General features: G+C 73.7%; 7 protein-coding genes. All 7 read left to right on the top strand.

Annotated elements, in window-relative coordinates; translation table 11 throughout:
• Positions 1–325 precede the first annotated feature (325 nt).
• Positions 326–4009 carry an FHA domain-containing protein gene (locus tag QQM72_RS25710; protein ID WP_314223345.1) on the top strand — a complete coding sequence of 1228 codons (3684 nt, stop codon included), beginning with the start codon at positions 326–328 and terminating at the stop codon, positions 4007–4009.
• Positions 4010–4280: 271 nt separating this feature from the next.
• The gene (locus QQM72_RS25705) at positions 4281–5663 is read left to right on the top strand and encodes an ABC transporter substrate-binding protein (RefSeq protein ID WP_314223221.1); all 1383 of its coding nucleotides are present in this window, start codon (positions 4281–4283) and stop codon (positions 5661–5663) included.
• 7 nt (positions 5664–5670) lie between these two features.
• On the top strand, positions 5671–7014 hold the full coding sequence (locus QQM72_RS25700; RefSeq protein ID WP_314223220.1) for a carbohydrate ABC transporter permease: 1344 nt from the start codon (positions 5671–5673) through the stop codon (positions 7012–7014).
• A gap of 92 nt (positions 7015–7106) precedes the next feature.
• Positions 7107–7934 (top strand): carbohydrate ABC transporter permease, encoded by an 828-nt coding sequence (locus QQM72_RS25695; protein ID WP_314223344.1) that lies wholly within the window; start codon positions 7107–7109, stop codon positions 7932–7934.
• A gap of 186 nt (positions 7935–8120) precedes the next feature.
• Positions 8121–10397: a bifunctional glycosyltransferase/CDP-glycerol:glycerophosphate glycerophosphotransferase gene (locus QQM72_RS25690; protein WP_314223219.1), complete on the top strand. Its 2277-nt coding sequence runs from the start codon at positions 8121–8123 to the stop codon at positions 10395–10397.
• 263 nt (positions 10398–10660) lie between these two features.
• Complete coding sequence (locus QQM72_RS25685; protein WP_314223218.1) at positions 10661–12865, top strand: bifunctional glycosyltransferase/CDP-glycerol:glycerophosphate glycerophosphotransferase; 2205 nt, start codon at positions 10661–10663, stop codon at positions 12863–12865.
• A gap of 8 nt (positions 12866–12873) precedes the next feature.
• Positions 12874–15093, top strand: a complete 2220-nt coding sequence (locus tag QQM72_RS25680; RefSeq protein ID WP_314223217.1) for a bifunctional glycosyltransferase/CDP-glycerol:glycerophosphate glycerophosphotransferase — start codon at positions 12874–12876, stop codon at positions 15091–15093.
• The last annotated feature ends 15 nt before the right edge of the window (positions 15094–15108 follow it).

The following is a 15108-nucleotide window of genomic DNA, read 5'->3' as shown; positions in this document are numbered from 1 at the left end:
CTGCTGCTTGCTTGCCTGTCCTGTCCGTGTTCCGACCCACTGTAGTGCCGCAGTGCGGACACCGGGCTGTCGTCGTGGTCCGAAGGAAAGACGCTCAGAGCGGTCTTCCTGGTTGCCGGGGCCGTACGTGACCGATCTCAACTGATCGTCGGTGACCCACTTGTCAGGCACTTTTGCGGGCAGAGCCGACCAATCAAGATCACTTGTCCCCGGGTGTGGGGCGCGTTGTCAGTGACAGGTGCGAGGATGCCTTCAGTACTGGCCGCTGTGCTCGTGTGGGGTGGGGGGGAAGCCCGCGCCCGTGCAGAAGGGACCGCTGACGGCGATGCAGATCCGGCTGACCGTCGTAGACCCGGCGGGCCCGCCCTTCCCCGCGCCGGGCTCCGCTCGCGCGGGGGGAGTTCAGGCGAGGGCCCGCACCGCGAGCTGCGACGTGCTGGTCACCGCGCCCGCCGGCACGGCGCTGGCCGCGGTGGCGTCCGCGCTGGCCGCGGCGGTCTCCGGGGAGGGCGCCGCGTCGGCCTCCTCCGCGGCGGCGGTCGTGCTCTACGCGGGCGTGGAGCGGCTCGACACCCAGCGCTGCACGCTCGGCGAGCCGCCGTTGATCGACGGCGCCGTGCTGTCCCTGGGCACCCCGGCCGACCCCGAACCGCATCCCGAGGTGGACGAAGCCCCGGCGCGTCTGCACGTGGTGGCCGGGCCCGACTCGGGCGGGGTCCATCTGCTGCACGGCGGCCAGGTCCGTGTGGGCCGCTCCGCCGACGCCGACGTGCCCCTCGACGACCCGGACGTCTCGCGCCTGCACTGCACGGTGACGCTCTCCCCCGAGGGCCGTGTCACGGTCGCCGACCTCGGCTCCACCAACGGCACCACCCTGGACGGCGCCCGGGTACAGGACCGTCCCGTCCGCCTCACCCCCGGCGCTCTGCTGCGCGTCGGCGAGTCGGCCCTGCGCCTGGCCCCGCCCGGCGGTCCGGGTCCACGGGCGGCGACCACTCCGGACGGCGAGGGCCATGTCCGGGTGCCCTGCGCCGGCACGGACCCGGCGGCGGGCGACGGCCCGTCCGGCGGAAGCCACGGCCCGGCCACGGGCGCGGCACACGCGCGGGCGGCGGGCGGCGGCGCGGGCGACCGGGAAGGCCCCTCCGGCCCGACCGGCCACGCCCACGGCACGGTCGACTGGAACGGCTCGTCGGAGGGCCGGGGCGGGCGGACGCGCGGCACCGGGGAATCCCACGCGACACCTCCGGTGGTGCCCGGCCAGGGCACGGCGCCGCGCATCGAGAGCCGGCGCGGCGGCGAGGCACGCGCGGGGGACCCCGCACGCCGGAACCCGCCCGGAGCGGCTGCTTCCGGTGGTGGGTCCGGAGCGGGTGAGGGTTCCTCTGCCACCCACGCCGGACGCTCGGGCCTCGGCTCGTTCACGGGGCCGTACGACGACGTCAGGGGACCGCACGGCGCGCCGGAGGACGCGGGCACCCCGCACCGCCCCGCCGCCTCCGCTCCCGACCCCGCCGCCCTGTCCGGCCCTTCGTCCCACCCTTCGTCCGGTTCCCCGGCCGCGTCCCCCTACGACGACGCGTCCGAAGCCGATCCGCGCGCGTCCTCCCGCCGTAAAGGCACCCCGCTGCGCGGCACCGACGTGCCCCCGGGCATGCGCAAACGCGGCGGTCTCTCCGCGTGGGCGCGCCGGCTGGCCGGCGGTCGCGGCGACACGCAGGACACGGACGCCCCCGGGACCCACGAGGACGAGGAGGCCGCAGCGCGGTCGTACCCGTCGGCCGCCGCGTCCCCCGCGCCGGAGACCTGGCCGGACCCGGCCGCGCTGCTGCTGACGGCGCTGGGCCCCGGCCCCCGGCTGTGGGAACGCGGCCCGGGGCACCCCGAGGCGCTCACCGTGCGGCTCGGCACCGCCGACCGGCCGGCGCCCGACGGCTCGGGCCTGCTGCCCGCCGTACCGGTGACGACGGGGCTGCGCGAGGTCGGCGCGCTCGGTCTGGCCGGGCCGCGCCCCCGGCTGTCCGGGCTGGCGCGCGCGGTGCTGGCCCAGCTCGCCGCGCTGCACTCCCCCGACACCCTGGAAATCGTCCTGATCAGCACGGACCGCGCGCGTTCCGAGGAGGAGCGGGTCGCCGAGTGGGCCTGGCTGGGCTGGCTGCCGCAGCTGCGCCCGGGGCACGGACAGGACTGCCGTCTCCTGCTCGCCTACGACCGCGACCAGGCCACGGCCCGCGCCGACGAACTGCTGCGCCGTCTGGAGGACCACCTGGCCGACAGCGCGGGCGGCCCGAGCGGTACGAGCGGCCAGAGCGGTACGGCACCGGTCCAGGTACCCGCGCCCCGCGGCGCCGGCCGCCGCCCCTCCTGGGCCGTGCCGGACGAGACCGACGAGGGCGGTTTCCCCGGCCCGTACACCGTCGTCGTCGTGGACGGCGATCCCGGCGGCGCGGACCTGCGCGAGGCGGTGGCCCGGCTGGCGGTGGCCGGACCGCGCGCCGGGATACACGTCGTCTGCCTGGCCGAGACGCCCGCCGCCTCCCCTTCCTCTCCGGTGACCGACACCTACGAAGCGGCCTGCGCGGCGGCGCCCACCTTCCGCGCGTGCGGAGCCGTCGCGCTGCTCAGCGGGGACGTGGCGACGGCGCTGCGGCTGCTGCGGGTCGCGCCGGCCGGGGCGGAGACGGAGCGGCCAGGACCGGTGGGACCCGGCACGGTCGGCGCGGTGGACGCGGTCTCCCTCGCCTGGGCCGAACGCTTCGCGCGCGCCCTCGCGCCACTGCGCCCGGACGGCGCGGGCGGCGGCGAGCGGCACACGCGGGTGTCGGCTCCGCTGCCCCAGTCGGCCCGGCTCCTGGACAAGCTGGGCCTCGCCCGGGCCACGCCCGCCTCACTGATGGCCCGCTGGGCGGACGCGGCCGACGACGCCGAGGCGCTCGGCGGACGGGCGTGGGCCGTGCTCGGCGCCGGGCCGCGCGGACCGGTCGGCGTGGACCTGGTCGCCGAGGGCCCGCACCTGCTGATCGAGGGCCCGACCGGCAGCGGGCGTACGGAGCTGCTGCGGGCTGTCGTGGCCTCGCTGGCCGCGGCCGAGCGGCCGGACCGGCTGGGCATCATCCTGCTGGACGGCCGTGACAGCGTCGGCAAGGGCGGCGGCGGTCACGGCGACGGCCTGCGGATCTGTACGGACGTACCGCATGTCACCACCCACCTCACCGCCAACGACCCGGTCCGCATGCGGGAGTTCGCGCAGTCACTGAGCGCCGAGCTGAAGCGGCGGTCCGAACTGCTGGGCCGTTGCGGCTTCGTGGAGTGGCACACGCAGCGCGCGGTGTCCGGCCGGATCGTCCCGCAGCGCACCCCGAACGCCCCGTCGCCGGGGGCCGGACCCGGCGGCTCCGGCGGCGGCGCCGCCGACATCGAGGCCCCGCCCAGCACCACGCTGCGGCTGCGCCCGGGAGCGGCCGCCCGGCAGCGGGCCGAGACGATACCCCCGCTGCCCCGTCTGGTGGTGGTCGTCGACGACCTGGACGCTCTCGTCTCCCCCGCCCTCGGCTCCCCGGGCCGGCCGGCCGCCGGCTCGGTCATGCGCGCGCTGGAGGCGGTGGCCCGCGAGGGCGAGCGGCTCGGCGTGCACCTGGTGGCCGCGGCGGGCCCCGGGGGCCGCACGGCGGAGTCGGAACCGGCCCGGCTGTCCACCGTTCGGATCACTCTGGACCCGCCGGGTTCCGGCACGGACGAACCGGCGCCGGGCCGCGGCCGGCTCAAGGGCGCGGACGGCCGCCTCACCCCCTTCCAGGGCGGCCGCGTCACGGGCCGCATCCCCCGTACGGCGACGCTGCGCCCCACGGTGGTCCCCCTGGAGTGGCAGCGCATGGGCGACCCCCCGGCCCGTCGCCCGGTACGGGAACTGGGCAACGGCCCGACGGACCTGGCCCTGCTGGCCAGCGCCCTGGAGCGAGCCGCGCGGCAGCTCAGCCCGTCCGGGGGCGCACCCGCCGGGGGCGCGTGAGGCCCGTCCGGGCCGAAGCCGGTCCGAGCGGGTCCGCAACGGGTGACCTGAACGGGTGACCGGGGGCGGTGGCCCCCGGTCGGCGCGCGCGTCGGGCCACACGCACCGCCCCCGCATCGAAATTCGCGCACCTCGCGATCACGACGCGGTCACGATCCCCCGCTTGACAGCACAGGCGCCCTTGCCGAGCCCAGGCACCCGGCGTAGACCAGTGCTCACGGGACAGCGCTCGAACGTTCACGAGTCGACGAGGACGAAGAACGGGGCAGTGATGCGCAGCACGAGCAACACCATCCGGACACGCAGGACCGTGAAGGCGGCCGCCACGCTCCTGGCGGGAGCGCTCGCGCTCTCGCTCACGGCGTGCGGCAGCGACGACGACAAGAGCGGCGGAAGCGAAAGCAGCACCGGAGCCAAGGAATCCGGCGGCACCCTCACCCTCCCCAAGCTCGACGGCACCACGCTCGAAGTGGCCGCCGTATGGACCGGCACCGAACAGGCGAACTTCAAGAAGGTCCTCGCCGAGTTCGAGAAACGCACCGGCGCGAAGATCACCTTCGTGCCCGCCCAGGACCCGATCATCAACTTCCTGGGCTCGAAGATCGCGGGCGGCTCACCGCCGGACGTCGCGATGCTGCCGCAGCCCGGCGCCATCAAGCAGGCCGCCGACAAGGGCTGGGCCAAACCGCTGGGCGTCGAGGCCCAGGCGGAGCTCGCGAAGAACTACTCGCAGGGCTGGCAGGACATCGGGAAGGTGGGCGACAAGCAGTACGGCGTCTACTACAAGGCCGCCAACAAGTCGCTGATCTGGTACAACGCCAAGGTCTTCGAGAACGCGGGCGCCACCGACCCCGCGACGTGGAAGGACCTGCTGACCACCGCGCAGACGGTGTACGACTCCGGCGTCACCCCGTTCTCCATCGGCGGCGCCGACGGCTGGACCCTCACCGACTGGTTCGAGAACGTCTACCTCTCCCAGGCGGGTCCGGAGAAGTACGACCAGCTCGCCCAGCACAAGATCAAGTGGACGGACCCCTCCGTGAAGGAGGCCCTGACCACCCTGGCCCAGATCTGGGGCAAGAAGGACTGGGTGGCGGGCGGCGCGAGCGGCGCGCTCCAGACCGAGTTCCCCGCCTCGGTGACCCAGACCTTCACCGGCGGCGAGCAGCCGAAGGCGGCCATGGTCTACGAGGGCGACTTCGTCCAGGTCAACATCGCCGACACCAAGTCGAAGGTCGGCACGGACGCCAAGGTGTTCCCGTTCCCGAAGGCCGGCGACACCGCGCCGGTGGTCTCCGGCGGTGACGCGGCCGTCATCCTGAAGGACTCCAAGGGCGCGCAGGCGCTGGCGACCTTCCTGGCCTCGCCGGACGCGGCGGAGATCCAGGCGAAGCTCGGCGGCTATCTCTCGCCGAACAAGAACGTCGATGTCTCCGTGTACCCGAACGAGGTCCAGCGCACGATCGCCAAGGCGCTGATCGCGGCCGGCGACGACTTCCGCTTCGACATGTCCGACCAGGCCCCGCAGGCCTTCGGCGGCACCCCCGGCAAGGGCGAGTGGAAGGACCTCCAGGACTTCCTGAAGAACCCGACGGACGTGGCCGGCATCCAGGCGAAACTGGAGTCGGACGCGGCAGCGGCGTACGGGAACTGACGCGGAGATGGCGACGCCCGCGGCGGCGGGGGCCCCCGGGGCCCCCGCCCCTCCTCGCCCGCGCAGGAGTGTGACCGGCACCCGAAGGACCGTGGCAGCGCTGTTCCTGCTGCCCGCCCTGGTGCTGCTCGGCGCGCTCGTGGTCTACCCGATCGGGTACTCGGTCGTGCGCAGTTTCTACGACCAGTCCGGCGACGGCTTCGCCGGCGTCGACAACTACAAGGCCCTCTTCACGGACGAGGGCATCCGTACCGCCCTGAAGAACAACGTGATCTGGGTGGTGTTCGCGCCGACCGTCGCGACCGCGCTCGGTCTCGTCTTCGCGGTACTGACCGAACGGGTGCGCTGGGGCACCGCGTTCAAGCTGGTCGTCTTCATGCCGATGGCGATCTCGATGCTCGCCGCCGGCATCATCTTCCGGCTGGTCTACGACCAGGACCCGGACAAGGGCGTCGCCAACGCGGTGTGGGTGGGCGTCCACGACACGTTCGCCGAGTCGTCGGCGTTCCCGAAGGCCCACCCGGGCCGCGACTCGCCGCTGCGACCGCAGGACGGCGGCTTCATCACCAAGGCCCCGGTCCGCACCGGCGTCCCGGTCGCCCTTCCGCTGGTCGGCGTCGCCCCCGACCAGATGCCCGGCGGCGCGGAGAAGGCCGTGCAGGCGCGGCCCGAGCAAGGGAAGATCACCGGTACCGCCTGGCAGGACTTCACCCGCGGCAAGGGCGTCGGCACCCTCGGCACGCCCGACCCGTCCGAACTGGGCTACGCCGGAATGAAGATCGAGGCGGTCAAGGACGGCAGGGTGGTGGCCTCGACGAAGGCGGCCGACGACGGCACCTTCACGCTTCCCGCCAAGGCCGACGGAGCCCGACTCCGTTTGCCCGCGGGCAACTTCAAGGAGGCGTACAACGGCCTGGACTGGCTCGGCCCGTCGCTGGTCACGCCGGCCATCATCGGCTCGTACATCTGGATGTGGGCGGGCTTCGCGATGGTGCTGATCGCGGCCGGCCTGGCGGGGATCCCGCGGGAGCTGCTCGAAGCGGCCCGGGTGGACGGCGCCAACGAGTGGCAGGTGTTCCGCAGAGTCACCGTCCCGCTGCTGGCGCCGGTCCTCGCGGTCGTCGCCGTCACCCTGATGATCAACGTGCTGAAGGTCTTCGACCTGGTCTTCATCATCGCCCCCGGTTCCTCGCAGGACGACGCGAACGTGCTCGCCCTGGAGCTGTACCGCAAGGGCTTCTCCGAGGACCAGCCCGGCATCGCCAGCGCCATCGCGGTGTTCCTGCTGCTGCTGGTGATCCCGGTGATGTGGTTCAACGTGCGTCGGCTCAGGCGGGAGGTGCGGCGGTGACGGGGACGACGGAGACGACGAGGGCGACGGGGCCGACGGGGCCGACAGGGGCGACGGGGCCGACAGGGGCGAGGAAGCGGCTCGAGTGGGTCCTGGAGAAGCTCAACGGCGGGCTGGTGCGCGCCTTCCTGGTCGTCGTCGGCCTGTTCTGGCTGGTGCCGACCATCGGGCTGCTCATCTCCTCGCTGCGCTCCCCGGAGGACATGAGCGCCGACGGCTGGTGGACGGTGTTCAGCGAACCCTCCCAACTCACCTTCGACAGCTACCGGAAGCTGCTGGAGAACGGCGACATCACCGGCTCCCTGGTCAACACCGTGCTGATCACGGTGCCGGCGACGGTCCTGGTCGTCGTCATCGGCGCGCTCGCGGGCTACGCGTTCGCGTGGATGGAGTTCCCGGGCCGGGACTGGTGGTTCCTGGGCGTCGTGGGGCTGCTGGTCGTGCCCGTGCAGGTGGCGCTCATCCCGATCGCCGAACTGTTCGGCAAAGTCGGCCTGTTCGGGAACATCCTGGGCGTGATCCTGTTCCACGTCGGGTTCGGACTGCCCTTCTCGGTGTTCCTGCTGCGGAACTTCTTCGCGGAGATCCCGCGCGAGCTGCTGGAGGCGGCCCGTCTCGACGGAGCCGGTGAACTGCGGCTGTTCGCCCGTGTCGTGATGCCGCTGGGCGCCCCCGCGATCGCGTCCCTGGGCATCTTCCAGTTCCTGTGGGTGTGGAACGACATGCTGGTCGCGCTGGTGTTCACCAACGCCGACAGCCAGCCGATCACGGTCGCCCTCCAGACACAGGTACGGCAGTTCGGCAACAACATCGACGTGCTCGCGCCCGGCGCGTTCATCTCGATGGTGATCCCGCTGGCCGTGTTCTTCGCGTTCCAGCGGCAGTTCGTGTCCGGCGTGATGGCGGGCGCGGTCAAGTAGCCGAGCGTGCGGTCGTCGGGCGGCTGGTCAAGTGGCCGGTGGAGCAGGGGCGGGCCGGGTCATCGGCCCGCCCCTTTCCGTTCACCCGCAATCCCCCGTATGCCGTACGAACCGTAACCAATTCACTCCATCGGCCGTTCCCGGGCAAGGCCCTGTCTTCCGTCCGCGCCGACCCATGGATGTGCCTTGCCCAGGTTCAGTGTCATCGTCCCCGCGTACAAGGTTCAGGCGTACCTGCACGAGTGCCTCGAATCGGTGCTGTCCCAGTCGTTCGCCGATCTCGAGCTGATCGTCGTCGACGACCGTTCGCCGGACGCCTGCGGCGAGATCATCGACGAGTTCGCGGCCCGTGACACGCGCGTGCGCGCCGTGCACCTCCCGGAGAACGTCGGCCTGGGGCAGGCCCGCAATGCCGGGCTGGAGCGGGCGACCGGCGACTACCTGCTGTTCCTGGACTCCGACGACACGCTCACCCCGGACGCCCTGCGCGCGATCGCCGACCGGTTGCGGGAGACGGACGAGCCGGACGTCCTGGTCTACGACTACGCGAGCACGTACTGGTCGGGCGAGACCGTCCGCAACCAGTTCGCGGCGCAGCTCTCCGAGGAGGGCACCGCGCCCTTCCGGCTCGAGGACCGCCCGGGGCTGCTCAGGGTGCTGATGGTGGCCTGGAACAAGGCCTACCGGCGGGAGTTCGTCGAGGGCGTGGGCCTGACGTTCCCGTCCGGCTACTACGAGGACACCCCGTGGACGTACCCGGCGCTGATGGCCGCGGAGTCGCTCGCGACGCTCGACCGGGTCTGCGTGCACTACCGCCAGCGCCGCCGGGGCAACATCCTGTCCACCACCAGCCGGGGCCACTTCGACGTCTTCGAGCAGTACGACCGGGTCTTCGCGTTCGTCGAGCAGCGGCCCGAACTCGCCCACTGGCGACCGGTGTTGTTCCGCCGCATGGTCGACCACCTCTCGACGGTCTTCACCAAGCGCGACCGGCTCCCGCGCGGTTCGCGCGCCGAGTTCCTGCGCAGGGCCCGCGCGCACTACCGCCGCTACCGCACCCCGGGCGTCCCGGTCCCGTTGCGCTCCCGGCTGCGCCACACGCTGGTCCACTTCGGCGTGCACCGCACCTACCGGGTGCTCCAGGCGTCCATGACCGTGCGCCGGCGCACCCACAAGGCCGTCTCGAAACTCGCCCGCGGGCTGCGGGCGGCCGTCCTCCAGGCCCACTACCGCGTCCAGTTGAAGCTGCCGCTGCGCGCCGACCGGGCCGTGTTCGCCGCGTACTGGGGCCGCGGGCACAGCTGCAACCCGGGGGCGCTGGAGGCCGCGTTCCGTACCTTCGCGCCGCAGGTGCGCACGGCGTGGATCGCCCGCCCCGAGCACCAGGCGTCCGTCCCGCCGGGCCCCCGCCAGGTGCGTCCCGGGACGGCCGCCTACTGGACGGCGCTGGCCCGCTCCAAGTACCTGGTGAACAACGTCAACTTCGACCGGCGGCTGGTCAAGCGCCCCGGCCAGGTCTTCGTGCAGACCCAGCACGGCACGCCCCTCAAGCACATGGGCCTCGACCTCCAGGAGCGCCCGGCGGCCGCCCGCGGCATGGACTTCGCCGAGCTGCTGAGAGGCGTCGACAAATGGGACTACGTCCTGTCGGCCAACCGCCACACCACCCTCACCTGGGAGCGCGTCTACCCGGGGCGGTACGAGACCCTCGAGTACGGCTATCCCCGCAACGACGTCTTCCAGCGGGCGACCCCGGCGGACGTGGCCCGGCTGCGCGAGTCCCTCGGCATCCCCCGCGACACGGTCGCCGTCCTCTACGCGCCCACCCACCGCGACTACCGCCGCGTCCAGCGCTCCCCCCTCGACCTGGAGCGGGTCCTGCGCCGGCTGGGGCCCCGCTTCGTGATCCTGGCCCGGTCCCACTACTGGCAGGAGGCGCCGGCCGGCCGGCCGGTGCCCGGCGTCATCGACGTCACCGACCACCCGAGCGTGGAGTCCCTCTGCCTGGCCTCGGACGCCCTGGTCACCGACTACTCGTCCCTCATGTTCGACTACGCCGGCCTGGACCGCCCGATCGTGATCCACGCCGACGACCGGGAGGCCTACGAGGCGGCCCGCGGCACCTACTTCGACCTGCGCGCCTGCCCGCCGGGCGCACTCGCCCGCAGCGAGGACGAACTGGTCGGCATCTTCGCGACCGGTCACTGGCGCGGCTCCCGTTCCACCCAGCTGCGGGCCGCGTTCCGCGAGCGGTTCTGCCCGTACGACGACGGCCGCGCCGCCGAGCGCGTCGTGCGGCGGGTGGTGCTGGGCGAGACGCTGCTGCCCCCGGTCGTGCCGCTCGCCCAGCGCCGTCCGGTGCCGTCGGCCGCCGCCTCGGCGACGATGCCCGCGGGGCGCCCGGCGCTCGCCCATGTGCCACCGCCCGCCGGCCCGGCCCTCCCCGTCACCGACCGACGCTGAACCCCGCCCGCCCTCAGGGGAGTTGCCATGCCCTCCGGCCCGTCACGGCCCACCCCGACCCGGCCGTCCAGCCGGCGGCCCGCCGGGCGGCCCGGCCGTACCGCCTGAAGAACGCCGCCGAGACCGACCGCCACGGCCCCCGCCCCAGTCCGACCGCCGCAGACCGACCGCCACGGCCCGACAGCCGCAGACGATCCGCCACAGAGGTCCGCCGCAGACCCTCCGCCGGGGACCGTCCGCCGCAACGACAGAGAAAGAGCAGCATGCCCCGCTTCAGCATCATCGTCCCGTCCCATGGGGTCGCGGGCCGGTTGTCCCTGGCGCTGGACTCCGTCCTGGCCCAGTCCTTCGGCGACTTCGAGCTGATCCCGGTCAGCGACGCGCCCGGCACCCCGGCCGCGGCCCTCGCCGCCGGGTACGCGCGGCGGGACTCCCGGGTGGCCCCGGTGCACTCGCCACCGTCCGCCGGGCTGAGCGGGGCGCGCAACACCGGGATGCGGGCGGCGACCGGCGCGTATCTGCTGTTCCTCGACGGCGACGACGTCCTCGCCCCGGGCGCCCTGGCGACGCTGGACGCCCGGCTGACCGAGACCGGCGACGTCGACGTGCTGTACACCGAGCACGAGCGCACCCCGTGGTGGGACGGCGAGCCGGCCAACCCGGCCGCCCCGCTGCTGGCGGGGACACCGAAGGGCGCCTTCTCCCCCGCCGAGGCCCCGCACGTCACCGGCGTGCGGCTGCCCGCGTGGGGCACGGTCTACCGGCGCTCCTTCGTCGCCGAGCACCGGCTCGACTTCCCCGACGGGCACTTCACGGACGTCGGCTTCGGCGGCCTGGTCACCGTGCACGCCGAGCGGATCGCGGTGCTGCGCTCGGTCGTCGTACGGCATCTGCTGCGGCGGCAGGGCAACCGGCTGAACCTGCCGGGCGCGCACCATCCTGAGCTTCTCGACCGGACCGAGGCGGTGCTGACCCGGGCTGCCGAATGCGGGCTGTCCGGCGAACGGTCGGGCGCCCTCTTCGAACAGCTCTTCGCGGCCGTCCTGAAGACGGCCGCGGATCCGGCCCGGCTGACCGGGCGCCGCCGCCGGGCCTTCTTCCGCCGCGCGGGCCGGCTGTACCGGCGTCACCGCCCGGCCGGCTTCCGCGGGCCGGGCGGCAGCCTGGGGGTGCAGCACCGGCTGCTGGCGGCGGGGGCGTACACCGCGTTCCGCGCGCTGCGCGGCGCCAACCGGAAGGCCGCGGGCGCGCTCGAGCGCCTCCCGCGTCCCCAGGGTCTGCGCACCCGCCTGTTCTACCGGCGCCGGCTGCGCCGCCCTATCGACCCGAACCTGGCGGTGTACTGCGCCTACTGGGGGCGCGGCTACGCGTGCAGCCCGGCCGCGATCCACGCCAAGGCCGCCGAACTCGCCCCGCACATCCGCTCGGTGTTCCTCGTCGAGGCGGGCCAGGCGCACGCGATGCCGGCCGGCGTCGACCACGCCGTCATCGGCAGCCGCCGCTGCTGGGAGGTCCTGGCCCGCGCCAAGTACCTCGTCAACAACGCCAACTTCGCGGAGGGCGTGGTCAAGCGCGAGGGCAGTGTGCATGTGCAGACCCAGCACGGCACCCCGCTCAAGAAGATGGGCGTCGACCAGTCGACGTACCCGGTCGTCGCCGCCGCGACCGGCTCCTTCACCAAGCTGCTGGGCCGCGTGGACCGCTGGGACTACAACCTCTCCTCCAACACCCACTCCACCCAGATGTGGGAGCGCGCCTTCCCTGGCTCCTACGAGCAGCTGGAGTACGGCTATCCGCGCAACGACGTCTTCTACACGGCGACCGCGGCCGACGTGGCCCGGGTCCGGCGGGAGCTCGGGGTGCCGGAGGGCAGCACGGCCGTCCTGTACGCGCCCACCCACCGCGACTACCGCACCGGCTTCGAGCCGGGCCTGGACCTGGAGGCCTTCTGCGAGGCGGCCGGCGAGGACGTGGTCGTGCTGCTGCGGGCGCACTACTTCTACGACGGGGGCGGCCGGCGCGGCACCGGCCGGGTCATCGACGTCACCGGTCACCGCTCCTCCGAGGAGGTCTGTCTGGCCGCCGACGCGCTGGTCACCGACTACTCGTCGATCATGTTCGACTACGCCAACCTGGACCGCCCGATCGTCGTGTACGCCGACGACTGGGACGTCTACCGGGAGACCCGCGGCGTCTACTTCGACCTGCTGGAGTCCCCGCCCGGGCCGGTCGCCGGCACGCCCGAGGAGCTGGCCCGGTTGTTCCGCGACGGCTCGTACGCGGACGCCGGGGCCGCCGCCCGCCGGGCCGCGTTCCGGTCCCGTTTCTGCCAGTTCGACGACGGCCGGGCCGCCGAGCGCGTGGTGCGCCGGGTGCTGCTCGGCGAGCCGCCGGAGGCGATCGAGCCCGTGCGGCCGCTCGCCGAGCGCGTCCCGGCCCCCGCCGCCTCCACCCTCGTAAGGAGCTGACCTCCGCAGTGCCCCGCTTCAGCATCATCGTCCCCTGCTTCAAGGTGCAGGGCTTCCTGCGCGAGTGTCTCGACTCGGTCCTGGAGCAGTCGTACCGGGACATCGAGGTGATCGCCGTCGACGACCGCTCGCCCGACGGCTGCGGTGCGATCCTCGACGAGTACGCGGCCCGCGACGACCGTGTCCGGGTCCTGCACCTGCCGGAGAACGCGGGCCTCGGCCGCGCCCGCAACGCCGGTATGCCGCTCGCGGGCGGCGACTACCTGTTCTTCCTCGACAGCGACGACGCCCTCACTCCGGGCGCGCTGCGCGCGATGGCCGACCGGCTCGACGAGACCGGCGACCCGGACGTGCTGGTCTTCGACTACGCGCGCACCTACTGGTGGGGCGGCACCCGCAGGAACGCCCTGGCCCACATCCTCGCGGAGGCGGGTGACGGCACCTTCACGGCCGTCGAACGCCCGGAGATCCTCGACCTGTTGATGGTCGTGTGGAACAAGGTCCACCGGCGGGAGTTCGTCGAGCGGAACGGCTTCTCCTTCCCGCCCGGCTACTACGAGGACACCCCCTGGACGTTCCCGGTCATGCTCAGCGCGGAGCGGATCGCCACGCTGGACCGGATCTGCCTGAACTACCGCCAGCGGAGGCAGGGCAACATCCTGTCCACCACCAGCCGTAAGCACTTCGACATCCACGACCAGTACGAGCGGGTCTTCGCCTTCGTCGACTCCCGCCCCGCACTGGCCGGCTGGCGGCCGTATCTGCACCGCAAGATGGGCGAGCACTGTCTCGACATCCTCGCCAAGCCGGACCGGCTGCCGCCGTCGGACAAGCACGAGTTCTTCCGCCGTACGGCCGAGCTGTTCGCCCGCCACAAACCGGCCGGTGAGCCGGTGCCCGCCGAACTCCGCCTGCTGGAAGGCGGTTACGCGGCCTATCGGATCAAGCGGAAGGCCGGGCAGACGGGCCGGGAGTTCGCCCGGCGCGGCGGGCAGGCGGGCCGGGCGGCCGCCGGGCGGCTGCGCCGGGGGCCGAACGCCCTGCGCCGGCTTCGTCCGTTGGACCCGCACCTCGTCCTGTACTCCGCGTTCTCCCACCGGGGCGTCCTCGGCGATCCCGGAGCCGTCTACGAGAAGGCGCGGGAGATCGCACCGCAACTGCGCGGGGTGTGGGTGGTGCGCGACGAGGAGACGGCCGAGCGGCTCCCGGCGGGCGTGGAGCACGTACTGCTCGACTCACCCGCCTACCGCCGGGCCGGCGCGCGGGCCGGCTTCCTCGTCAACAACGTCAACTGGCCCGGCACCCTGGCCAAACGGCCGGGCAGCGTCCACATCCACACCCACCAGGGCACCCCGCTGAAGTACATGGCGGCCGACCTGCTCCGGCGGCCCGGCGCCCGGTACGGCGTGGACGTGCCGCAGATGCTGCGCCGCGCCGACCGCTGGGACTACAGCCTGGTCGCCAACCAGCACTCCGAGCTGGTGTGGGAGCGGGCGTACCCGTGCCACTTCACCTCGGTGCGGACCGGGAGCCCGCGCAACGACGTGCTGGTGAACGCCGACGCGCAGGCGGGTCTCGCGGTCCGCGCGCGGCTCGGGATCCCGCCCGGTCACACGGTCGTGCTGTACGCGCCGACCCGCCGCGAGTACGTGCGCGGCGGGCACGTCGACCGGCTCGACCTGGCCCGGCTCGCCGCCGACCTGGGCGAAGGGCACACCCTCGTCGTACGGCTGCACCCGTCGCTGGCGACCGGTCCGGCGCGCGGGACGGGCCTGGCCGACCTGCACCGGCGCGGGGTGCTGGTGGACGCGACCGACGAGCCGCGCGTCGAGGACGTCATGCTCGCCTCCGACGTCCTGGTCACCGACTACTCGGCCCTGATGTTCGACTACGCCAACCTGGACCGGCCGATCGTCGTCCACGCCGACGACTGGGCCGCGTACACGGCGAGCCGGGGCGCCTACTTCGACATCACCGCCGACGCGCCCGGCCAGGTCTCGCGCAGCTACCGGGAGCTGGCCCGGCTGCTGGCCTCCGGCAGCTGGCGCGACGAGGAGTCGGCACGGCTGCGGGCGGGCTTCCGGGAGCGGTTCTGCGCCTACGACGACGGGCGGGCCGCCGAGCGGGTCGTCCGGCGGCTGCTGCTGGGCGAGGAGCTCCCCGAAGGGGCCGCCGTCCCGAAGGTGCCCGGCCAGGCCGGGGCCCGCGATCTGCTCGCGTCGACGTGACACCTCCCCCGCGGC

The organism is Streptomyces zaehneri, assembly GCF_032248645.1.
Classification (GTDB): domain Bacteria; phylum Actinomycetota; class Actinomycetes; order Streptomycetales; family Streptomycetaceae; genus Streptomyces; species Streptomyces coriariae.
Note: the sequence above shows the minus strand (reverse complement) of the source record. Positions and strands in the feature narration are given on the sequence as shown.

Coding starts and splice junctions, on each gene's coding strand:
- QQM72_RS25700 (WP_314223220.1), top strand. CDS start 5,671: ATGGCGACGCCCGCGGCGGCGGGGGCCCCCGGGGCCCCCGCCCCTCCT.
- QQM72_RS25705 (WP_314223221.1), top strand. CDS start 4,281: ATGCGCAGCACGAGCAACACCATCCGGACACGCAGGACCGTGAAGGCG.
- QQM72_RS25710 (WP_314223345.1), top strand. CDS start 326: ATGCAGATCCGGCTGACCGTCGTAGACCCGGCGGGCCCGCCCTTCCCC.
- QQM72_RS25685 (WP_314223218.1), top strand. CDS start 10,661: ATGCCCCGCTTCAGCATCATCGTCCCGTCCCATGGGGTCGCGGGCCGG.